The organism is Streptomyces cyslabdanicus (assembly GCF_052663305.1).
Genome location: NZ_JBQRUW010000016.1, coordinates 1 through 21,970 on the forward strand (window position 1 = coordinate 1; position 21,970 = coordinate 21,970).

Below are 21,970 nucleotides of genomic sequence, written 5' to 3' on the forward strand. Positions count from 1 at the left end.
TGTGGAGGTGACCGGTACTAATAGGCCGAGGGCTTGTCCTCAGTTGCTCGCGTCCACTGTGTTGGTTCTGAAACCACGAACAACCCCATGCAGGTCACGCATGGTGCGGTTGACAGTTTCATAGTGTTTCGGTGGTCATAGCGTGAGGGAAACGCCCGGTTACATTCCGAACCCGGAAGCTAAGCCTCACAGCGCCGATGGTACTGCAGGGGGGACCCTGTGGGAGAGTAGGACGCCGCCGAACTCCCTTTAGAGCTCCGGCTCCTGGGCAAACAGCCCGGGAGCCGGAGCTTTTTTGCGTTGGGGTAAAGTCAGGAGGCATCGTCGGTATCTTTCCCACAGGAGGCCCCCGGGTGGAGGTCCAGGAGACCCGTGTCCAGACAGACCGGGTCCTCACCATCCCGAACATCCTCAGCATGGCACGGCTCGTCGGCGTACCCCTCTTCCTGTGGCTGATCCTCCGGCCGGAGTTCGGTGGCCCCAAGAGCGACGGCTGGGCCCTGCTGGTGCTGGCGTTGAGCGGCGTCAGCGACTACCTCGACGGCAAGCTCGCCCGGCGGTGGAACCAGGTCAGCAGCCTCGGCCGGCTGCTCGACCCCGCCGCGGACCGGCTCTACGTCCTCTCCACCCTCCTCGGTCTCACCTGGCGCGAGATCCTGCCGCTGTGGCTGACCGCTCTGCTCGTGGCGCGCGAATTGATGCTGCTGGTGGCCGTGGGTGTCCTCAGGCGGCACGGCTACCCACCGCCGCAGGTGAACTTCCTGGGGAAGGCGGCGACGTTCAACCTGATGTATGCGTTCCCCTTGTTGTTGCTCAGCGACGGCAGCGGATGGATCGCGTCACTCGCGGCCATTTTCGGATGGGCGTTCGCAGGATGGGGTACAACGCTCTATTGGTGGGCAGGAGTCCTCTACGTGGTGCAAGTCCGCCGTCTGGTCCGTGCGGACGCCATGGCCGACTGAGTTCCCTCATCGAGGCAAGCCGCGGGGGCTCCGATGGCCCGCCTGGGAAAAGTGCGGGACAATCAGGACGGGTGCAGTCGGCTAGATCGTCGTCTCTTGGAGGAGGACGCTTCCGACATGAAGGCCGTCGTGATGGCCGGAGGCGAAGGCACGCGCCTTCGTCCGATGACCTCGAGCATGCCCAAGCCGCTCCTGCCGGTTGCCAACCGGCCGATCATGGAGCATGTACTGCGGCTGCTCAAAAGGCATGGGCTGAATGAGACCGTCGTCACAGTCCAGTTCCTGGCCTCGTTGGTCAAGAACTACTTCGGTGACGGTGAAGAGCTCGGAATGGAGCTCACCTATGCCAACGAGGAGAAGCCACTCGGAACCGCCGGAAGCGTCAAGAACGCCGAAGAGGCGTTGAAGGACGACGCGTTCCTCGTCATCTCCGGTGATGCCCTGACCGATTTCGATCTCACCCGGCTGATCGATTTCCACAAGGAAAAGGGCGCGATGGTGACCGTGTGTCTCACGCGCGTGCCCAATCCGCTGGAATTCGGAATCACCATCGTGGACGAAGAGGGCGGGGTCGAGCGCTTTCTGGAGAAGCCGACCTGGGGTCAGGTCTTCTCCGACACCGTGAACACGGGCATCTATGTGATGGAGCCCGAGGTGTTCAACTACGTCGACCCCGATGTTCCGGTCGACTGGTCCGGCGATGTCTTCCCGCAGCTGATGAAGGAAGGCAAGCCGATCTACGGCTATATCGCCGAGGGCTACTGGGAGGACGTCGGTACCCACGAGAGCTATGTGAAGGCGCAGGCCGACGTCCTGGAGGGCAAGGTCGACGTCGAGATCGACGGCTTCGAGATCTCCCCGGGAGTCTGGGTCGCCGAGGGCGCCGAGGTGCACCCGGACGCCGTGCTGCGCGGGCCGCTCTACATCGGCGACTACGCCAAGGTGGAGGCGGGCGTCGAAATCCGCGAGCACACCGTCGTCGGGTCCAATGTCGTCGTGAAGAGCGGTGCCTTCCTGCACAAGGCCGTCGTGCACGACAACGTGTACATCGGGCAGCACAGCAACCTGCGCGGCTGTGTCGTCGGCAAGAACACCGACATCATGCGGGCCGCGCGGATCGAGGACGGCGCGGTCATCGGCGACGAGTGCCTGATCGGCGAAGAATCGATCGTGCAGGGCAACGTCCGGGTGTACCCGTTCAAGACCATCGAGGCCGGCGCCTTCGTCAACACCTCGGTCATCTGGGAGTCGCGTGGACAGGCGCACCTCTTCGGGGCCCGCGGAGTCTCCGGGATCCTGAACGTGGAGATCACCCCGGAACTCGCCGTGCGGCTCGCCGGCGCCTATGCGACCACGCTCAAGAAGGGCTCCACGGTCACCACGGCCCGCGACCACTCCCGGGGTGCCCGCGCGCTCAAGCGTGCCGTCATCTCGGCCCTCCAGGCCAGCGCCATCGACGTACGGGACCTGGAGAACGTGCCGCTGCCGGTCGCCCGGCAGCAGACCGCGCGGGGCAGCGCGGGCGGCATCATGATCCGGACCACGCCCGGGGTGCCCGACTCGGTCGACATCATGTTCTTCGACGGACAGGGCGCCGACCTGTCGCAGGGCAGCCAGCGCAAGCTGGACCGGGTCTTCGCGCGCCAGGAGTACCGGCGTGCGTTCCCGGGCGAGATCGGTGACCTGCACTTCCCGTCCAGCGTCTTCGACTCGTACACCGGTTCGCTGCTGCGCAACGTCGACACCACCGGGATCACCGAGTCGGGCCTCAAGGTCGTCGTGGACGCGTCGAACGGCAGCGCCGGACTTGTGCTGCCCAGCCTGCTCGGCAAGCTCGGTGTGGACTCGCTGACGATCAACCCCGGGCTGAACGAGTCCCGGCCGACGGAGACCGCCGACATGCGGCGCGCGGGTCTGGTGCGGCTCGGCGAGATCGTGGCGTCCTCCGGGGCCGCGTTCGGTGTGCGGTTCGACCCGGTGGGCGAGCGGCTGTCTCTCGTCGACGAGAGGGGCCGCATCATCGAGGACGACCGGGCGCTGCTGGTGATGCTCGACCTCGTCGCCGCCGAGCGGCGCAGCGGCCGGGTGGCGCTGCCCGTGACGACCACGCGGATCGCCGAACAGGTGGCCGCCTACCACGGCACCCAGGTGGAGTGGACGACGACCTCCCCCGACGACCTCACCCGGGTCGGCGGCGAGGAGGGGACGATCTTCGGCGGCGACGGCAAGGGCGGGTTCATCGTCCCGGAGTTCAGCAGCGTCTACGACGGTACGGCGGCCTTCGTACGGCTCATCGGGCTGGTCGCGCGCACTCAGCTCACGCTGAGCCAGATCGACGCCCGGATCCCGCGTGCGCACGTCCTCAGGCGCGATCTGGCGACCCCGTGGGCCGTCAAGGGCCTGGTGATGCGCCGGGTCGTCGAGGCGGCCGGAGACCGCTTCGTGGACACCACGGACGGTGTGCGGGTCGTGGAGACCGACGGCCGCTGGGTGATGGTCCTGCCCGACCCGGCCGAGGCCGTCACCCATCTGTGGGCCGAGGGGCCCGACGACGCCTCCGCCCAGGCGCTGCTGGACGAGTGGGCGGCGGTCGTGGACAGCGCCGGCCGGTAGAGCGCCGACGGGTGGAGCGCAGACCAGTAGAACCGGGCGTCGGCCGGTAAAACGGACAGCACGCGCGCGTGCCGGACAAGTGTCCTCCAAGGGGGCCTGTCCGGCACGCCGGTGGGGCCATTCGGAGGTCATGGCCAGGTCGTGCGACGATGTGCGGCATGCCGCAGCATCCCCCCATTCGGAGCAACCCCGCGCGGCCCTCCCGACCGGACGCCTCCATGTCGTTGATCACCAACGTCATGGACCACAGCCTCGACGACGGTTACGCCGAGGCCGCGGCTCGGAAGAAGGCCGCGGGCGAGAGCGGTATGCCGAAAACCCTCAGGGCGAGGCTCGGCCTGGCGGGCGGGCTGGTGCTGGCCGCCCTCGTGGTGACCGTGGGAGCGGCGCAGGCACGTGTGGCGGCCCCGGTCATCGCCAAGGAGCGCCAGGAGCTGATCGACCGCATCGACCGGGAGACCGCGGCGGCCGACAAGCTCGAAGACACCGTCGACGAACTGCGCGACGACGTGGGCGCCAGGCAGCGGCTGGCGCTCCGGCACACCGGCGGCAACCCGCAGGCCGACCTGGTGAGCCTGCTGGCGGGCGCCGGCGAGGTGCACGGCCCAGGTGTCAGGCTCGTGGTGGACGACGCCAAGGAGGCCGGCACGGACGGCGGCGATCCGCGCGGGACGTCGAGTTTCTCCGACACCGGCCGAGTGCGTGACCGGGACATGCAGCGGGTGGTGAACGGGCTGTGGCAGTCGGGTGCCGAGGCCGTCTCCATCAACGGGCAGCGGCTGACGGCCCTGTCGGCGATCAGGGCCGCGGGCGCCGCGATACTGGTCGACAACAAGCCGCTGGTACCGCCGTACACGGTGCTCGCCGTGGGGGACGGGAAGCGGCTCGGCGCCCGGTTCCAGGACAGCCCCGACGGGCTGTACCTCCAGGCCCTGAAGGACAACTACGGCATCCGGAGCAGTATCTCCGTGGAGAGCGACCTCCGACTGGCCGCCGCACCGAGTGTGATCGTACGCACAGCACAGCCGAGCACTGAGAAGGGCACATCGTGATCGCCGTACTGGGCCTCGTCGTGGGAGTGGTGGCCGGCCTGTTGGTCCGGCCCGAGGTCCCGGCGGTCGTCGAGCCTTATCTCCCGATCGCCGTCGTCGCGGCGCTGGACGCCGTCTTCGGTGGCCTGCGGGCCATGCTGGACGGCATCTTCGACGACAAGGTCTTCGTCGTGTCGTTCCTGTCCAATGTGGTCGTGGCCGCACTGATCGTCTTCCTGGGCGACAAGTTGGGCGTGGGCGCCCAGCTGTCCACGGGCGTCGTCGTCGTGCTCGGTATCCGCATCTTCTCCAATGCCGCGGCGATCCGACGGCACGTGTTCCGGGCGTGAGAGTGATGAGCCACCAGGACGAACAGCCCGGGAACGGGCCGCACGCCACCAGGCCCGAGCAGCAGCGGCTGCGCCAGGAGTTGCCCGAGGAGGTGCCCGCGCAGGCGGCCGCCGGGGACGGCCCGAGCACCGAGGAGAGTTACGGGCCCGCGCTGACCGGTCGCCAGCGACTGGTCCAGGGACTGTGGCCGCCGCGCTTCACCCGGGCCCAACTCGTCGTCGCCCTACTGCTGTTCGGACTCGGCTTCGGACTCGCCGTCCAGGTCGCCTCCAACAGCAGCGGTGACAACGCGCTGCGCGGCGCCCGGCAGGAGGATCTCGTCCGCATCCTCGATGAACTCGACGACCGCACTCAGCGTCTTGAGGATGAGAAGCAGGGTCTGGAGAAGCAGCGCCAGGAACTGGAGAACAGCTCGGACCAGGCCGAGGAGGCCCGCAGGCAGACGGCCGAGAAGGCGAAGCAACTCGGCATACTCGCGGGCACGGTGGCCGCGCAGGGACCCGGCATCACGATCACGATCGAGGACACGAAGAGGACGGTCCGGGCGGACATGCTGCTCGACGCGGTACAAGAGCTGCGCGCGGCCGGTGCCGAGGCGATCGAGGTGAACGGTGTGCGAGTGGTCGCGAACACTTATCTGACCGACTCGGGCAAGAGCGTGGACGTCGACGGGAACAAGATCAACACTCCGTATCGTTTCAAGGTCATCGGCAAGCCGCAGGACCTCGAACCGGCGCTCAACATTCCTGGAGGCGTGGTGCAGACCCTGGAGAAGGAGCAGGCCACCGTGACGATCGACCGTTCGGACAAGATCGTCGTGGACGCCTTGCGAGCGGCGAAGAGGCCTGACTACGCTCGGTCGTCCTCGCGGTGAACCGGTGGTGCATGGCAGTCGTCCGGCAGGGGCATGAGGTTGCGGGGGGTCGGCGCACCGATTGGGTGGTGCGTGGTGGAAACTGTCTGGTGGATACGGACGTTGTGAGGATGTCCGGGTCGACCGGTGTATGCAGTCAGGGTTCGTCCTGCCCCACGGGCGGGTCTGTTTCGGTCAAGGGGAATCGCCCGTGAAGTTGTTTGCGAAGTTGTTCGGCAAGAGCGCGCGAGAAGGCGGCGAGAACGCGACGGCCCGTCACCGCGCACAGCCTGACGCCGAGGGTCAGCGTCCGCTGTTCAGGGACCAGGTGGCCGGTCAGGGGGCGCCGTCGGTTGACCCTGCCCAGTCGGGCGGCATAGGTTTCGGGCAACCGTCGACCTCAGGTACGGCTGGAGGGTTCGCCGCCGGCCCGTACGCGTCCGATGCCCCCGCGGGGCAGCCGCGGCAGGAGGATCCGTCCATGTCGGCCCTGGTGTGTACGAGGTGCGGCAACCGCAACGCGGAGAACAGCCGCTTCTGCTCGAACTGCGGTGCGCCGCTGCGGTCCGGTGCGGTGCCGGAGCGCTCGTCGGAGACGACCTCGACGATCTCCATCTCCGGTCTGGAGGCCTACGACGCCGAGGCCACCGGCCAGACGCCGATGCTGTCTCCGGAGGCGCAGGCGGCCGTCGACGCGCTGCCCCTGGGCTCGGCCCTCCTGGTGGTGCGCCGCGGCCCGAACTCGGGCAGCCGCTTCCTCCTGGACGGCGAGCTGACCACGGCCGGGCGTCATCCGCAGAGCGACATCTTCCTGGACGACGTGACGGTCTCGCGTCGCCACGTGGAGTTCCGGCGCAGCCCGGACGGTTCGTTCACGGTGGCCGACGTCGGCAGTCTGAACGGCACGTACGTCAACCGGGAGCCGATCGACCAGGTCGCCCTGTCCAACGGTGACGAGGTGCAGATCGGCAAGTACCGGCTGGTCTTCTACTCGAGCCGGCAGGGCGTCTGACCTGTCAGGGAAGGTCCATGCGTCAATCACCGAGCGGCGGTGCCGGGCACGGCACCGCCGCCACGGACAGTGGGCTGAAGAGCATCGGCACGGTGCTGAACATGCTGCGCGACGAGTTCCCCGAGGTCACCGTCTCCAAGATTCGTTTCCTGGAGTCGGAGGGACTCGTCGAGCCGCGGCGCACCCCCTCGGGGTACCGCAAGTTCAGCACCGACGACGTCGAGCGGCTGGCCCTGGTCCTGCGGATGCAGCGTGACCATTACCTGCCGTTGAAGGTGATTCGCGAGTACCTGGACGCCATGGAGCGCGGCGAGGCGGTCCACCTGCCGGCGGTCGGCCGGCAGCGGGACGGCGGATCCGTGCCCTCGCCGGCCGAGGCGCCGACGACAGCCCGGATCGGGCGGGACGAGCTCCTCGCCGCCGCCGGTGTCGAGGAGGGGGAACTGCGCGAGTGGGAGTCGTACGGGCTGCTCACCCCGTTGGCGGACGGGGGTTACGGCGCCGAGGCGCTGACCGTGGCCTCGCTCGTCTCCGAGCTGGGGCGTTTCGGGATCGAGCCCCGGCACCTGCGGGTGATGAAGGCGGCCGCCGACCGGGAGGCCGGGCTCGTCGACCAGGTGGTGGCCCCCCTCAAGCGGCACCGCAATCCGCAGACCAGGGCACATGCGGAGGCCCGCGCCAAGGAGCTGGCGGAGCTCACGGTGCGGCTGCACACGGTGCTGGTGCACACCGCGCTCGGGCTGCGGCTGCCGTGAGCGGGCCCCCGGAGGCGGCCGGATCCTCCTCCCGTGCCCGGCCCGACTACCCAAACGTCCCGGGCACCGCCTAGGGTTGCTGTGTGAACGAGCTCGATGTCGTAGGTGTCCGGGTCGAGATGCCCTCCAACCAACCGATCGTGCTCCTGCGTGAAGTGGGAGGCGACCGTTACCTCCCCATCTGGATCGGGCCAGGGGAGGCGACGGCGATCGCCTTCGCCCAGCAGGGCATGGCCCCCGCCCGACCGCTGACCCACGACCTGTTCAAGGACGTGCTGGAGGCGGTCGGCCAGGAACTCACGGAAGTACGCATCACGGACCTGCGTGAAGGTGTCTTCTACGCCGAGCTGGTGTTCGCCAGCGGTGTCGAGGTGAGTGCCCGGCCGTCCGACGCCATAGCGCTGGCCCTGCGCACCGGGACGCCGATCTTCGGCAGTGACACGGTGCTCGACGACGCGGGCATCGCGATCCCGGACGAGCAGGAGGACGAGGTGGAGAAGTTCCGCGAGTTCCTCGACCAGATCTCGCCGGAGGACTTCGGCAGCAGCAGCCAGTGAAGCGCCCGTGTGAGCCGCCAGGAGACCGTCCCGCGACCTCCGCCCGGAGCATTCGGATAGCCTTTCCCGGCGATGGGGTACACGAAACCACTCTTAGGGTGATTATCACTCGGCGTGCCGAGTGTGGCGATCGTTGACGCACCCCTGGTGACTGCCTACCGTCGAGGAGGCAGGTCAAGGACGGAGGTCGGCGTGAGAAGCAGCGGCGACGGTACGGCTGGGGGTGACCCCGGACGCAATGCCGGGGGAAGCGGTCCGTACCCTCCCCCGGGCTCTCGGCTCCGCCCGAGCGGCGGGTATCCACCTCTCGGCGATGCGGCCGGTCGTGCTCCGCAGCGACCGGCGGCGGTGCCGAGCAGCGGAGGGGCGGCGGCCATGGCAATCGAGCAGATCGGCTATCGCGGTCCGACGGCCTGCGCAGCCGCCGGCATCACGTATCGGCAGCTGGACTACTGGGCGCGCACCGGGCTGGTCGAGCCGAGCGTGCGGCCCGCCCAGGGATCCGGTACCCAGCGCCTCTACAGCTTCCGGGACGTCGTCGTTCTGAAGATCGTCAAGCGGTTCCTCGACACCGGCGTGTCGTTGCAGAACATCCGTACCGCCGTCCAGCACCTGCGCGAGTGCGGTTTCCGCGACCTGGAGCGGATGACGCTGATGAGCGACGGGGCCACGGTGTACGAGTGCACGTCGCCCGACGAGGTGCACGCTCTGCTCCAGGGGGGCCAGGGAATCTTCGGCATCGCCGTCGGCGTGGTGTGGCGCGACGTGGAGAACGCGCTGTCGCAGCTGCACGGCGAGCGCATCGACACGGGGGAGACGCTCGTGGGGCACAACCCGGGCGACGAACTCGCCCGGCGGCGCAACCGGGCCGTCTGAGCGGCCCCCGGCTGCCCCCGGCCGCCTCCGGTCACTGCCTCCCCGGCCACTGACCCGGCCTGTCCGGTCCTCTGGGCCCGTGGACCGGCCTCGGGAGGCCGGGACGGTGCCGCCGGGACCGTGGTGTTGGCGGTGGCGTTGTCAGTGGGGTGGTGCAGCATCGTAGGTGTGAGAACCGCACCCACGATCCTCCATCTCGACATGGATGCCTTCTTCGCCTCGGCGGAGCAGGCCTCCAAGCCGAGCCTGCGCGGGAAGGCCGTGGTCGTGGGCGGGCTGGGACCGCGCGGAGTGGTCGCCACGGCGTCGTACGAGGCGCGTGTGTTCGGCGTCCACTCCGCGATGCCGATGGCCCAGGCGCGGCGGCTGGCGCCGAACGCCGCGTACCTCGTGCCGCGCTTCGCCTTCTACCGCTCCATCAGCGAGCGGGTGATGGGCCTGCTGCGGGCCCGGTCGCCGCTCGTGGAGCCGCTGAGCCTGGACGAGGCGTTCGTGGACCTGGAGGCCGGGGGAGCCGCCTGGGACGCGGAATCCGCCCGGCTGGCGGGGACGAGACTGCGCTCCGAGATCCGCGCCGTCACGGGGCTCACGGGGTCCGTGGGGCTGGCCGCCTCCAAGATGCTCGCCAAGATCGGCTCCGAGCAGGCCAAGCCCGACGGTCTTGTGCTCATCGAGCCGGGCACCGAGCGGGCCCTGCTCGGACCGCTGTCCGTGCGGACCCTGCCGGGCGTGGGCCCGGCCACGGGCGACCATCTGCGGCGGGCCGGTATCCACACCGTCGAGGAGCTCGCCGAGGCCGGTGAGGACGAGCTCGTCCGGCTGCTCGGCAAGGCGCACGGGCACGCGCTGCACGCGATGGCGCTGGCCCACGACGAGCGTCCCGTCGTCGCCGAGCGCGAGACGAAGTCGGTGTCCGTCGAGGACACCTACGACGTGGACATCCACGACCGCGTCCGGGTGGCCCTGGAGGTGCAGCGGCTGGCCGACCGGTGTGTGGGGAGGCTGCGCGGGGCCGGTCTGTCGGGGCGCACCATCGTGCTGAAGGTCCGCCGCTACGACTTCTCCACCCTCACCCGCTCCGAGACCCTGCGCGGGCCCACCGACGACCCCGCGGTGATACGGGAGGCGGCCGCCCGGCTGCTGGACTCCGTGGACACCACCGGCGGGGTACGGCTGCTGGGCGTGGGTGTGTCAGGGCTCGCCGACTACACCCAGGAGGACCTGTTCGCGCAGGCGGCGGGCGCGCAGGGCGCCGACGCGGAGGTGGAGGGGCCCGCCGAGGAGCGGCAGCGGGAACCCGCCCAGCGCCAGCCGGAACCCACCGAGCGGCGGTGGCCGGCGGGTCATGACGTACGACATGCGGGGTACGGCCACGGATGGGTGCAGGGCAGCGGCCTCGGCCGCGTCACCGTGCGCTTCGAGACCCCCGGATCCGCGCCGGGCCGCGTGCGCACCTTCCTCGTGGACGACCCGGACCTGGAACCGGCCGAACCCCTGCCCCTGGTGTCTCTGGATCCTCCGGTTCCTCCAGCGCCTCCGGCTCAGCCCTCGTCCGGACCCGAGCCGGAGCCCGCCAGCTTGCCGAACTGGTGGTCGGGAACAGGGGGTGGGGCCACGTCGAGGCCGTAGTGGTGGTAGAGCTGCAGTTCCTGCTCAGGGGACAGATGGCGGCCCACGCCGAAGTCGGGAGCCTCCTTGACCAGGGAGCGGTCGAAGGGGACGCGCAGGGTGCCCTCGACGAGTTCGCTGGGCTCCAGGGGGACGAAGGCGTCCCGGGAGAACAGGCCGGTGCGTATCGCCGCCCACTCCGGCACGCCGGTCGCGTCGTCGAGGTAGACCTCGTCCACCGTGCCGATCTTGTGCCCGTTGCGGTCGAACGCCTTGCGGCCGATCAGATTGCGCGGATCGATCTCCGTCTGCACTGTCCCTCCACGTGGTCGCAACTCATCCGTAACCCCTACGAAAGAGCACATTCCGCGAGGCGGCCACTCGAAGGCCCGTGCGGTCGCCCCGCTGGTAGGCTGGCAGCGGCTGCTGACCCCGTGCGGGAGAGCCCTCCGGCACCGCCGGGGGCGCCGAAGGAGCAAATCCTCCCCGGAATCTCTCAGGCCCACGTACCGCACGGACGAGGTCACTCTGGAAAGCAGAGCGGGTGTCGACGGCTTCCGCTCTCACCGACGGTGAAAACCGGAAGCCCTCGGGTGGTCCGGTGAAGCTCTCAGGTTGAGATGACAGAGGGGGAGGCCGTCGGGGCACCCGCGCCGTGGTGTCCCTCGAAGGTCGTGTCAGACCAGGAGGCCTCCGCAATGACCGCCCAGCGCATCCCGCTCTCCGAGCTCGAACAGGGCATCCCCTTCGAACAGCGCCACATCGGGCCCGACCAGGAGGCGCGGGCCAAGATGCTCGCCCAGGTCGGCTACGGCTCGCTCGACGAGCTCACCGCCGCCGCGGTACCCGATGTGATCAAGAACGCCGACGCCCTCGACCTGCCCGGCGCCCGCACCGAGGCCGAGGTGCTGGCCGAGCTGCGCTCCCTCGCCGACCGCAACCAGGTCCTCGGCTCGATGATCGGACTCGGCTACTACGGGACGTTCACCCCGCCGGTCATCCTGCGCAACGTCATGGAGAACCCGGCCTGGTACACCGCCTACACCCCCTACCAGCCCGAGATCTCCCAGGGCCGCCTCGAGGCGCTGCTGAACTTCCAGACCGTCGTCGCCGACCTGACCGGTCTGCCGACCTCCGGCGCGTCCCTGCTCGACGAGGGCACCGCCGCGGCCGAGGCCATGGCGCTGTCCCGGCGCATGGGCAAGAACAAGAAGGGTCTGTTCCTGGTCGACGCGGACGCGCTGCCGCAGACCGTCGCGGTCATCGAGACCCGTGCCGAGCCGAGCGGCGTCGAGGTCGTCGTCGCCGACCTCAGCGCGGGCATCCCGGCCGAGATCGCCGAGCGTGGGATCAACGGCGTGCTCCTCCAGTACCCGGGTGCCTCCGGCGCCGTACGCGACCTGAAGCCCGTCATCGACCAGGCGCACGAGCTGGGCGCCCTGGTCACCGTCGCCGCCGACCTGCTCGCGCTCACCCTGCTGAAGTCGCCCGGCGAGCTCGGCGCGGACATCGCCGTCGGCACCACCCAGCGCTTCGGCGTGCCGATGGGCTTCGGCGGCCCGCACGCCGGCTACATGGCCGTGCACGAGAAGTTCGCGCGCAGCCTGCCCGGCCGCCTGGTCGGCGTGTCCGTCGACGCCGACGGCAACAGGGCCTACCGCCTCGCCCTGCAGACCCGTGAGCAGCACATCCGTCGCGAGAAGGCGACGAGCAACATCTGCACCGCCCAGGTGCTGCTCGCCGTCATGGCCGGCATGTACGCGGTCTACCACGGCCCCGAGGGCCTCAGGGACATCGCGCGGCGCACCCACCGCTACGCCACGGTCCTCGCCGAGGGGCTGACGGCCGGCGGCTTCGAGGTCGCGCACCGCGCGTACTTCGACACGCTGACCGTCAAGGCGGAGGGACGTGCCGCCGAGGTCGTCGCCGCGGCCCGCGAGGGCGGCGTGAACCTGCGCCTCGTCGACGCCGACCACGTCTCGGTCGCCTGCGACGAGACCACCACCCGCGACCGGCTGCGCACCGTGTGGGCGGCCTTCGGCGTCGGGGGCGACATCGAGGCGCTGGACGCGGCCGCCGGGGACGTGCTGCCCGAGGCGCTACTGCGTGCCGACGCCTACCTCACCCACCCCGTCTTCCACCAGTACCGGTCCGAGACCGCGATGCTGCGCTATCTGCGCCGGCTGGCCGACCGCGACTACGCGCTCGACCGCGGCATGATCCCGCTGGGCTCGTGCACCATGAAGCTCAACGCGACGACCGAGATGGAGCCGGTCACCTGGCCGGAGTTCGGGCAGCTGCACCCCTTCGTGCCCGCCGAGCAGGCGCAGGGCTACCTCACCCTCATCCGTGAGCTGGAGGAGCGCCTCGCCGAGGTCACCGGCTACGACAAGGTCTCCCTCCAGCCGAACGCCGGTTCCCAGGGCGAGCTGGCCGGTCTGCTCGCCGTGCGCGGCTACCACCGTGCCAACGGCGACGAGCAGCGCACCATCTGCCTCATCCCGTCCTCCGCGCACGGCACCAACGCCGCAAGCGCCGTGATGGCCGGCATGAAGGTCGTCGTGGTCAAGACCGCCGAGGACGGCGAGGTCGACGTCGAGGACCTGCGGGCGAAGATCGAGCAGTACCGCGAGCAGCTGGCCGTGCTGATGATCACCTACCCGTCCACGCACGGCGTGTTCGAGGAGCACGTCGCCGACATCTGCGCGCAGGTCCACGAGGCCGGTGGCCAGGTGTACGTCGACGGGGCCAACCTCAACGCCCTGGTGGGCCTCGCCAAGCCGGGCCACTTCGGCGGCGACGTCTCCCACCTCAACCTGCACAAGACGTTCTGCATCCCGCACGGCGGCGGCGGTCCCGGTGTCGGCCCGGTCGGCGTGCGGGCCCACCTGGCGCCGTACCTGCCCAACCACCCGCTCCAGCCCGACGCGGGCCCGGAGACGGGGGTCGGCCCGATCTCGGCCGCGCCGTGGGGATCGGCCGGCATCCTGCCGATCTCCTGGGCCTACGTCCGCCTCATGGGCGGCGAGGGCCTCAAGCGTGCCACGCAGGTCGCGGTGCTCAGCGCCAACTACGTCGCCAAGCGGCTCGAGCCGCACTACCCGGTGCTCTACACCGGTCCCGGCGGCCTGGTCGCCCACGAGTGCATCATCGACCTGCGCCCGCTGACCAAGGAGACCGGGGTGAGCGTGGACGACGTGGCCAAGCGGCTGATCGACTACGGCTTCCACGCGCCGACGATGTCGTTCCCGGTGGCCGGCACGTTGATGATCGAGCCGACCGAGTCCGAGGACCTGGCCGAGCTGGACCGGTTCTGCGATGCGATGATCGCGATCCGCGCCGAGATCGAGAAGGTCGCTTCCGGCCAGTGGCCCGCGGACGACAACCCGCTGCACGGCGCCCCGCACACCGCCGCCGCGCTCGGCGGGGAGTGGGAGCACGGCTACACCCGTGAGGAGGCCGTCTTCCCGGCCGGGGTCTCGGCTGCCGACAAGTACTGGCCGCCGGTGCGCCGCATCGACCAGGCCTTCGGCGACCGCAACCTCGTCTGCTCCTGCCCGCCGCTGGACGCGTACGAGGACTGAGCGAGCGAACGGCTCACGGGGCTCCCGTCCGACCCGGGCGGGGGCCCCGCGGTTCTTCCCGCCGTGTCACACGGTGGCCAGGCAGACCTCGGTCGACTTGATCAGGGCGGTGACGCGCGTGCCCTCCGTCAGGCCGAGTTCCGTGGCGGCGTCCCTGGTGATCGCGGCGGTCAGCTCGCCGCCCTCCACGCCGACCCGGACGGACGCCATGGCAGCGCCGAGGGCGATCCGGGTGACGGTGCCCGGCAGCCGGTTGCGGATGGACAGGCCCTCGACCGGCCCGGTGGCCAGGGACACCTCCGTCGACTTCACCAGGGCGCGCACGGTGCTGCCCTCGGTCAGACGCAGGTCCTCGACGGCGTCCCGGGTGATCGCGGAGGTGAGCTGTCCGCCGCCGTCCAGGCGCACGTGGACGAGGGCCATCGCCTCGCCGGGGGTGACGGCGGTGACCGTGCCGGGCAACTGGTTGCGCATGCTCAGGCTCATGGACGTGCCTCGCGGTGGGTGGGGGACGTGGTGATCAACCCCACCGTAGGGCGGCCGGTGCCTCAGGCCGGGTAGGCGTGGGTCTGCGTCGCCTTGACGGTCGCCCAGACCTCCGCGCCCGGGTGCAGGTCCAGCTCGGCGGCCGCGACCGTGGTCACCTCCGCGGTCAGGGCGAGTTCGCCGGTCAGGTCGGCGCGGATCCGGTCGCCGTGGGTCTCCAGACCGGCGACCTCGCAGCGCCACAGGTTGCGCGCGCTGGTGCCCGTGGGGCGGTCCCGGAAGAGCGTGACCGCGCTCGGCGGGAAGGCCACGAAGACCGCCCCCGACAGGACCTCGGTGGTGGTGACGACGGGGCCGGCCTCGAGACGGACGGTATGGGCGTCCGCCTGCCCGCGGTAGAGGTTCAGGCCGACGAGTTGCGCGACGTAGTCGGTGCGCGGACGGCGGGCGATCTCCGCCGGGGTGCCCTCCTGGACGACCCGGCCGTGCTCGACCACGACCAGCCGGTCGGCCAGCACCATCGCGTCCAGCGGGTCATGGGTGACGAGGACGGCGACGGCCTCGAACTCGGCGAGGTGCCGGCGCAGCTGGGCGCGGACCTCCAGACGGGTACGGGCGTCGAGCGCGGCGAGTGGTTCGTCGAGCAGCAGCAGCCGGGGCCCGGTGGCCAGGGCGCGGGCGAGGGCCACGCGCTGGGCCTGCCCGCCGGAGAGGCGGCGGGGCTTGGCGCCGGTGTGGTCGGCCAGCCCCATCCGCTCCAGCCACCGTGCGGCCTGCGCGCGGGCCTGAGCCTTGGTCGCGCCCCGGCAGCGCGGCCCGAACGCCACGTTGTCCAGGGCCGTCAGGTGCGGGAACAGCAGGTAGTCCTGGAAGACCACGCCGACCGGGCGTGCCTCGGGCGGCGTGCGATCCAGCGTGGTGCCGTCCAGGCGCAGGTGTCCGCCGGTGAGCGGGACCAGGCCCGCCAGCGCGCGCAGAGCGGTCGTCTTCCCGGCGCCGTTCGGGCCGAGCAGCGCCACCACGTCGCCGGGGGCGGCGGTGAGCGCCACGTCGAGACGGAACACGCCGCGGTCGACGACGAGGCGGGCGTCCAGGCCCTCTTCGGGAGTGCCTTCGTCGGCCCGCAGGCCGGCCGAGGTCCGGTCGATGTCGGTCATGAGAGGAACATCCTGGATGCGGGGCGGCTCGGGATCGGTGGCGGATTCATCAGGAGGCCGTCATCCAACGGTCCCGCAGACCCGCCAGTACGGCGATCGACACCGCGAGCAGCACCAGGCTGAGGGCGATCGCCGCCGCCGGGTCGTTTTGGAGTGCCAGGTAGACGGCCAGCGGCATGGTCTGCGTACGGCCGGGGAAGTTGCCGGCGAAGGTGATCGTGGCGCCGAACTCGCCGAGCGCTCGTGCCCAGGCGAGCACGGCGCCCGCGGCGATGCCCGGCGCGATCAGCGGCAGGGTGACCCGGCGGAACGCGGTGAAGCGGGAGGCGCCGAGGGTGGTGGCCGCCTCCTCGAAGCGCGGGTCGGCGGCCCGCAGTGTTCCCTCGACGCTGATCACGAGGAACGGCATGGCCACGAACGCCTCCGCGACCACCACCCCGGCCGTGGTGAACGGCAGCGTGACCCCGAACCAGGAGTCCAGCCACTGCCCGACGACACCGTTGCGCCCGAGGGCCAGCAGCAGGGCCACACCGCCCACGACCGGCGGCAGCACGAGGGGCAGGGTGACCAGCGCCCGGACGAGTCCGCGTCCGGGGAAGTCCGTACGGGCCAGCAGCCAGGCCAGCGGGACGCCGAGCACCAGGCTCACGGCGGTGGCGGCGGTGGCGCTGACCAGGGACAACTGGAGGGCCTGCCACACCTCGGCGCTGGTCAGCTGGTCCGGCAGGCTGCGCCAGGGCGCCCGGATCAGCAGGGCGAGCAGCGGCAGCAGCAGGAAGGCCAGACCGACCAGGGCGGGGACCAGCAGGGGCAGCGGCACGCCGCCGAGGGCGCGGCCGCGGGGGGGCCAATATCTCCTGCTGGTGGTGTTGGTCTCGTCGTTCTTTTTTCCTCCCTCTAGGGGAGGGAACCAGAGGGGGAAGCGACACCCCGCCGGGGGCGCGCCCACCCCGCGACCCGCTCCTCGGGGTCGCGGCGCGGGCCTCGTCGGTCCTCGTCACGGCTTCAGGAACCCGGCCCCGGTCAGGACCTTCTGGCCCTCGGCCGAGGTCACCAGCTCGATGAACGCCTTGGCCGCGGTGGCGTTGGTCGCGTTCTTGAGCAGGGTGATCGGGTAGTCGTTGACGGCCTCGGCCGACTCGGGGAACTCCACGCCCTGGACCCGGCCGCCTGCGGACTTCACGTCGGTCTTGTAGACGAGGGCCGCGTCGGCCTCCTTCAGCTCGACCTTGGTCAGGGCGCTCTTGACGTCCTGCTCGTAGGAGACCGGGGTCAGCTTGAGGTGGCTCGCGTCCAGCACCTTCTGGGCGGCGGCGCCGCACGGCACCGACTTGTCGCACAGCACGACCTTCAGGCCGGACCTGGTGAGGTCCTTCAGCGCGGCGACCTTCTCCGGGTTGCCCGGCGCGGTCGCGATCTCGAGCTGGTTGCGGACGAAGGTGACCGGTGTGCCGGCCGCGTCCTTCTTGTCGGTGACGATCGCCATGGTCGTGGTGCTGGCGGCGGCGAACACGTCGGCGGGGGCACCGGAGGTGATGCTCGCGGCGAGGCTGTCGCTGCCGCCGAAGTTGAAGGTGACCTTGGTGCCCGGGTGCTGCTGCTCGAACTCCTTGCCGAGGGTGGTGAAGCTCTCCTGCAGCGAGGCGGCGGCGAAGACGGTCACGGTGCCGGACAGCTTCGGCGCGGCGGCCTCCGACGTGCCGGACCCCGCCGAGGACGAGTCGTCGGAGGACGAGGAGGAGCAGGCGCTGAGAGCCAGCAACGCGGCGACCCCCGCGACTCCCGACTTCAGCATCCTGGTCCGCCGCGTGGAACGGGTCATCACGGTTCTACTCCTCTGGCTCTGCACGGAAGAAGCGGTCGCGCCCTGCCACGACCGCTCACACGGCCGTGCCGCGATCATACTGCCGCAATTGCCAGGTGTAAGGCCCCTGTTGTATTGCATGAGCTGGCCATGCGTGAAGGATGGCTTGCATGTGCGTTTGTACGGTGCGGCGGGTCGGGTACGGACCCTCAGGAGGTGGTGCCCGTGACGCTCGCGGAGCTCGACCTGACCGGCGACCTCGCCCGCCCGGCCCGGCTGACCGTGCGGGATCTGCTCGGGTGGCCGCAGCACCGGGTGGGGGTCGCGTTCGACTGCGCCACCAGCGGCGCGCGGCGCCACCGGTTCAGCGGACCGCGCCTGTACGACGTGCTGTCCGCGGCGGGGCCCGGTTTCGACCCGGCCCGGCGCAAGGACCGGCTGCGGTTCCTGATCGCGGTCACGGCCGCCGACGGGCATCACGCGCTGCTGTCGTGGGCCGAGATCGACCCCGACTTCGCCGACGCTCCGGTCCTGCTCGCGGTGACCATCGACGACACCCGGCTGGACGGCGCCGGCCCCCAGCTGGTCCTGCCGCAGGACCGCTGCGGCGCGCGGTACGTCAGCGGCGTCCGGGCGATACGCGTGGACGGCGGCTATCGCGCGCGGGCCCGGGTGTGAGGCGGTTCTGCTACGTGCGGTCGATGTGCACGTTCGTCGACTTCACGCGGGCGGTGGCCTCCATGCCGACCTCCAGGCCCAGTTCCTCCACGGCCTCCCGGGTCAGCAGGGAGACGAGGCGGTGCGGTCCGGCCTGGATCTCGACCTGGGCGGCGACGTCGCCGAGTTTGACGGCGGTCACGATGCCGGCGAAGGCGTTGCGGACCGACGTGTACGAGGGGCCGTCCTCGCCGCCTCCGGTCCGGGCCAGCTCGACCGAGAACGCGGCGAGGTCCCGGCCGTCGATGAGCCGGCGTCCGCTGTCGTCGCGGTGGGTGGCCACCCGGCCCGCGTCCGCCCAGCGGCGTGCGGTGTCCGGGCTGACGCCGAGCAGCCGGGCCGCCTGTCCGATCGTGTAGGACTGCATGCCGGTCACGATAAGGCCGCGTGCGGTGCGGGGCGGACCTGGGGTGGGGCGTTCGCGGGCGCGGCTCAGCCGGTGTGCACCCGCGGGCGCTTGGTGCGGTCCGGCTCCGCCTCGCGCAGCACCTCGCGGGTGACCGGCGCGACCTCCCCCTGGCCGAAGAGGAAGAAGCGCAGGAAGTTGTGGAACGGGTTGCCCTCGGTCCACTCGAAGTAGATGTGCGGGGTGCGGCCGGTCACCTCCCGGACGTGGAGGAGGAGCGCGGCCAGGGCGTTCGGGACGGACGCGGACTCCAGGGCGAGCACGCGGTAGCGGCCGTGCCTGACCTCGCCGCGCACGGTCAGACCGGTCTCGAACTCCGAGGGGTCGGTGAGCGTCACCTCGACGAAGACGAAGTCCTCCGTGGGCGGGATGTCGCTGTCGCTGCAGATCTGCTCGATCTTGTCGCGGTACACGCTCTTGTCCTGCCGCTCGGGCTCCTTGGCGATGAACCGGATCTTGCGGCTGGCGATGTCCCTGACGAACCGTTCCGCCATGGGGTCCAGCGTCACGCTCGTCACCCGCAGCTCGAAGGAGCGGGCGAGCCGTGACAGCAGCGAGACCAGGATGATCCCGGTGATGAAGCAGGCGCCGATCTTCACACCGTCGGGACGCTCGATGACGTTGACGACGGTCGTGTAGAGGAACACGGCCGAGATGACCCCGAACGCGACGGTCCATCTGTGCTGGCCTGCCCTGCGGGCGGCGATGGTCACCGCGATCGCCGCGGAGCTGATCAGTACGAGCACGCCCGTGGCGTACGCGCCGCCCTGCTTGTCGACGTTGGCGTCGAAAATCCAGGTGACCAGGAAGCCGATCAGGGTGAAGACGATGACCATCGGGCGGACCGCCCGCGCCCAGTGCGGGGCCATGCCGTAGCGGGGCAGGTACCTCGGCATCAGGTTGAGCAGCCCGGCCATCGCGGAGGCGCCCGCGAACCACAGGATCAGGATGGTCGAGACGTCGTAGACCGTGCCGAAGGTGTTGCCGAGGTACTCGTGCGCCAGGTAGGCGAGGGCACGGCCGTTGGCCTGGCCGCCGGTCTTGAACGCCGGCGCCGGGATCAGCAGCGTGGTGATGAAGCTGGTGGCGATCAGGAAGCAGCTCATGATCAGCGCGGCCGTGGTGAGCAGCTTCCTGGTGTCCCGGATCCGGCCGGTGGGCCGCTCCTCGGTGTCGTCCGGGTCGCCCCGTACGTGCGGCATGACGGCGACACCGGTCTCGAAGCCGGACAGGCCGAGCGCGAGCTTGGGGAAGACGAGCAGGGCCACGCCGACCATGAGGAACACGTTGCCGTGCTGGGCGGTCAGCGCGCTGGTCCAGTCGGTGACCACATGGGCGGCGGTCAGGACGTGCCACAGGCCGACGACCACCACGACGGCGTTCAGCGCGAGATAGATCCCGACCAGGATGAAGGCGACGCCGATCGCCTCCACGAAACCCTTGAGGAAGACCGCCCCGAGCAGCGCGATGAGCAGGAGCGTGATCAGCATGTGGTGGCTGTGCAGCGCGGCCGTCAGATGCGGGTTCTCGACCAGGTGGGTCGAGGCGTCCGCGGCCGACAGCGTCATGGTGATCAGGAAGTCGGTGGCGGCGAAGCCGAGCAGCGTCAGCACGAACAGCTTGCCCTGCCAGAACGACAGCAGCCGCTCCAGCATCGCGATCGAGCCCGCGCCGTGCGGGCTCTCCGCCGCCACCCTGCGGTACACCGGCAGCGCGCCCACGAGGGTGACCAGGACCAGGACGAGCGTGGCGATCGGCGACAGCAGCCCGGCCGCCAGTGCCGCGATGCCCGGCTGGTAGCCGAGCGTCGAGAAGTAGTCCACGCCGGTCAGGCACATCACCCGCCACCACCGCTGTCCCTTGTGCGGCGGCTGCGGCAGGGCGTGCGGGGCCTGCTGAATGCCCTTGCCCATGTCGGACAGGCCCTCCAGCATCCAGGCGCGCAGCCGACTGGGAGGGTGCTCGGTGGTCGCCATGCCCCTGCTCCTGAGGTGTGGCTCGTGTGGGGACCGGGCCAGCAGACCGGGCACACGCTGACGGGTCACCAGCGTATGCGGAGAGTGACGCAGAGGCTCACGAGTACCCGGACGGGCAGGTGTCAATCGTCCGGCAAGGACGGCCGTGGCGTCCCCGATGCCACGTCACGACCAGCGGACTCGCGGGTCTCGCCGCGCCTTGGGCCGTCCGGGGGAGAGAGGGCAGCGGAGCCCGGGGCGGACACCCGGCGTCATGACTCCAGCCCCGAGACCCGGAACACCGCCAGCGCGGTCTCCCGGTCCACCTGCTCGGAGATGTCGCGCAGTTCGTCCGTCCCGCACCGCAGCCGGCCGGCCGCCATGCTGTGCCGGGCGTCCTCGTCGAGGCGGTACCAGACGTCGGGGTGGTCCACCAGGACCTCGGGATCCAGCTCCACCCGCCCGCCGAGGGAGTCCCGCAGCACCAGCCGCCGGCAGACACCGTCGACCGCGCGCACCGACACCAGCAGGTCGGTGCGGACCAGGCGGCTGCGCAGCAGCGACCGGGAGGCGATCCAGCCCCGGCCGGCACGGACACGGGGCGGGCACAGGACCACGAAGAGCAGCACCGCGAGCACGAGCCAGAGCATCCCGCGCCACCAGGTGAGGCTGCCCGTGCCCCAGTCGATCAGGAGCAGCAGGGCGAGCAGCGCCACGGAGCAGCAGACCGAGGTGCGCAGTTCCCGCGCCCACGGGTGGGTGCGGGGCGTGCGGCCGGCTTCCCGCGGCACCGGGCCGGTGCCTGCGCGCTCGTCGTCGCTCAGTCCCATGTGCTCGACGTTAGGGCCCCCGGAGGGCTTCGGCATCTGCCGTTGACACGCCCCTGACGCGCCCGGGCCGGTTCTTGACACCACTCAGCCGACACGGCCCGGTGGCGCGTCGTCAGAGGTCCGTCAAGGGTGGGTGTGCCGCCGTATGAGAGCCGTCAACAGTGGTCGGAATCGGGCAGAGGAGGTCGTTTCCTCGAATCGTTGATGTCCGTTCGCCTCTCACTCCAGGAGTCCGCGATGGCCGATGTGGCCTTCGTCGTCGTCACGCTCGCGGTGTTCGCGCTCGTGGCTCTCGCCGTCAAGGGGGTGACGAAGCTGTGACCGCCGAGAACATCGTCGGCCTGGTCGTGGCCGTCGCCCTGCTGGGCTATCTCGTCCTCGCCCTGATCTTCCCGGAGAGGTTCTGAGCAGCG

Annotated in this window: 21 protein-coding genes, 1 rRNA gene and 1 riboswitch; of the genes, 14 read left to right on the top strand and 8 right to left on the bottom strand. The window is 70.5% G+C overall.

All coding sequences use genetic code 11. The features are described 5' to 3' along the window. Positions 1-127 precede the first annotated feature (127 nt). From rrf to ACTYVM_RS10425, 11 genes are all read left to right on the top strand, one after another. Positions 128-244 (top strand): 5S ribosomal RNA (gene rrf, locus ACTYVM_RS10375). A 109-nt stretch (positions 245-353) separates the two neighbouring features. Continuing rightward, positions 354-962, top strand: coding sequence for a cardiolipin synthase ClsA (gene clsA / locus ACTYVM_RS10380; RefSeq protein WP_100567216.1), 609 nt, complete (start codon positions 354-356; stop codon positions 960-962). Between the two features lie 117 nt (positions 963-1,079). After that, the gene (locus ACTYVM_RS10385) at positions 1,080-3,575 is read left to right on the top strand and encodes a sugar phosphate nucleotidyltransferase (protein ID WP_445525625.1); all 2,496 of its coding nucleotides are present in this window, start codon (positions 1,080-1,082) and stop codon (positions 3,573-3,575) included. Between the two features lie 158 nt (positions 3,576-3,733). Then, complete coding sequence (locus ACTYVM_RS10390; RefSeq protein ID WP_445525626.1) at positions 3,734-4,627, top strand: DUF881 domain-containing protein; 894 nt, start codon at positions 3,734-3,736, stop codon at positions 4,625-4,627. Continuing rightward, a complete protein-coding gene (locus ACTYVM_RS10395; protein WP_003988855.1) occupies positions 4,624-4,956 on the top strand; it encodes a small basic family protein in 333 nt (110 codons plus the stop codon). The genes ACTYVM_RS10390 and ACTYVM_RS10395 overlap by 4 nt, the downstream gene beginning before the upstream one ends. Positions 4,957-4,961: 5 nt before the next feature. Further along, a complete protein-coding gene (locus tag ACTYVM_RS10400) occupies positions 4,962-5,831 on the top strand; it encodes a DUF881 domain-containing protein (RefSeq protein WP_445525627.1) in 870 nt (289 codons plus the stop codon). Positions 5,832-5,961: 130 nt separating this feature from the next. Next, positions 5,962-6,822 (top strand): FHA domain-containing protein, encoded by an 861-nt coding sequence (locus ACTYVM_RS10405; protein ID WP_445525628.1) that lies wholly within the window; start codon positions 5,962-5,964, stop codon positions 6,820-6,822. Between the two features lie 17 nt (positions 6,823-6,839). Next, positions 6,840-7,577: a transcriptional regulator FtsR gene (ftsR, locus tag ACTYVM_RS10410; protein WP_445525629.1), complete on the top strand. Its 738-nt coding sequence runs from the start codon at positions 6,840-6,842 to the stop codon at positions 7,575-7,577. Positions 7,578-7,660: 83 nt separating this feature from the next. Next, positions 7,661-8,134, top strand: a complete 474-nt coding sequence (locus ACTYVM_RS10415; RefSeq protein ID WP_111002881.1) for a bifunctional nuclease family protein — start codon at positions 7,661-7,663, stop codon at positions 8,132-8,134. A 192-nt stretch (positions 8,135-8,326) separates the two neighbouring features. Then, positions 8,327-9,010, top strand: a complete 684-nt coding sequence (locus tag ACTYVM_RS10420) for a MerR family transcriptional regulator (RefSeq protein ID WP_445525630.1) — start codon at positions 8,327-8,329, stop codon at positions 9,008-9,010. Between the two features lie 168 nt (positions 9,011-9,178). Beyond that, entirely contained in the window at positions 9,179-10,639 is a 1,461-nt protein-coding gene (locus tag ACTYVM_RS10425; protein WP_445525631.1) for a DNA polymerase IV, read from the top strand. Here ACTYVM_RS10425 and ACTYVM_RS10430 read toward each other — a convergent pair. Next, entirely contained in the window at positions 10,552-10,932 is a 381-nt protein-coding gene (locus ACTYVM_RS10430) for a PRC-barrel domain-containing protein (protein ID WP_445525632.1), read from the bottom strand. The genes ACTYVM_RS10425 and ACTYVM_RS10430 overlap by 88 nt on opposite strands. A 113-nt stretch (positions 10,933-11,045) precedes the next feature. After that, positions 11,046-11,140, top strand: a riboswitch (glycine riboswitch). 176 nt (positions 11,141-11,316) lie between these two features. On the opposite strand from ACTYVM_RS10430, the gene gcvP reads away from it, so the two are divergent. Next, positions 11,317-14,202, top strand: a complete 2,886-nt coding sequence (gene gcvP / locus ACTYVM_RS10435) for an aminomethyl-transferring glycine dehydrogenase (protein WP_445525633.1) — start codon at positions 11,317-11,319, stop codon at positions 14,200-14,202. A 66-nt stretch (positions 14,203-14,268) separates the two neighbouring features. Here gcvP and ACTYVM_RS10440 read toward each other — a convergent pair whose 3' ends face one another. The 4 genes from ACTYVM_RS10440 to modA all read right to left on the bottom strand — a co-directional run bounded on the left by ACTYVM_RS10440 (position 14,269) and on the right by modA (position 17,667). Then, positions 14,269-14,688: a TOBE domain-containing protein gene (locus ACTYVM_RS10440; RefSeq protein ID WP_445525634.1), complete on the bottom strand. Its 420-nt coding sequence runs from the start codon at positions 14,686-14,688 to the stop codon at positions 14,269-14,271. Between the two features lie 62 nt (positions 14,689-14,750). Further along, the gene (locus tag ACTYVM_RS10445) at positions 14,751-15,845 is read right to left on the bottom strand and encodes an ABC transporter ATP-binding protein (RefSeq protein WP_445525635.1); all 1,095 of its coding nucleotides are present in this window, start codon (positions 15,843-15,845) and stop codon (positions 14,751-14,753) included. 49 nt (positions 15,846-15,894) lie between these two features. After that, positions 15,895-16,665, bottom strand: coding sequence for a molybdate ABC transporter permease subunit (gene modB, locus ACTYVM_RS10450; RefSeq protein WP_445525636.1), 771 nt, complete (start codon positions 16,663-16,665; stop codon positions 15,895-15,897). A 177-nt stretch (positions 16,666-16,842) separates the two neighbouring features. Next, on the bottom strand, positions 16,843-17,667 hold the full coding sequence (modA, locus tag ACTYVM_RS10455; protein WP_445525637.1) for a molybdate ABC transporter substrate-binding protein: 825 nt from the start codon (positions 17,665-17,667) through the stop codon (positions 16,843-16,845). A gap of 198 nt (positions 17,668-17,865) precedes the next feature. Between modA and ACTYVM_RS10460 the strand changes: the two genes are divergently transcribed. Beyond that, a complete protein-coding gene (locus tag ACTYVM_RS10460) occupies positions 17,866-18,327 on the top strand; it encodes a molybdopterin-dependent oxidoreductase (protein WP_445525638.1) in 462 nt (153 codons plus the stop codon). 10 nt (positions 18,328-18,337) lie between these two features. Here the strand turns inward: ACTYVM_RS10460 and ACTYVM_RS10465 are convergent, their stop codons facing one another. The 3 genes from ACTYVM_RS10465 to ACTYVM_RS10475 all read right to left on the bottom strand — a co-directional run bounded on the left by ACTYVM_RS10465 (position 18,338) and on the right by ACTYVM_RS10475 (position 21,557). After that, positions 18,338-18,733: a TOBE domain-containing protein gene (locus ACTYVM_RS10465; protein ID WP_400029260.1), complete on the bottom strand. Its 396-nt coding sequence runs from the start codon at positions 18,731-18,733 to the stop codon at positions 18,338-18,340. A 65-nt stretch (positions 18,734-18,798) separates the two neighbouring features. Further along, complete coding sequence (locus tag ACTYVM_RS10470) at positions 18,799-20,748, bottom strand: APC family permease (protein ID WP_445525639.1); 1,950 nt, start codon at positions 20,746-20,748, stop codon at positions 18,799-18,801. A 251-nt stretch (positions 20,749-20,999) separates the two neighbouring features. Beyond that, positions 21,000-21,557 carry a hypothetical protein gene (locus tag ACTYVM_RS10475; protein WP_445525640.1) on the bottom strand — a complete coding sequence of 186 codons (558 nt, stop codon included), beginning with the start codon at positions 21,555-21,557 and terminating at the stop codon, positions 21,000-21,002. 317 nt (positions 21,558-21,874) lie between these two features. On the opposite strand from ACTYVM_RS10475, the gene kdpF reads away from it, so the two are divergent. After that, a complete protein-coding gene (gene kdpF, locus ACTYVM_RS10480; RefSeq protein WP_016434100.1) occupies positions 21,875-21,964 on the top strand; it encodes a K(+)-transporting ATPase subunit F in 90 nt (29 codons plus the stop codon). The last annotated feature ends 6 nt before the right edge of the window (positions 21,965-21,970 follow it).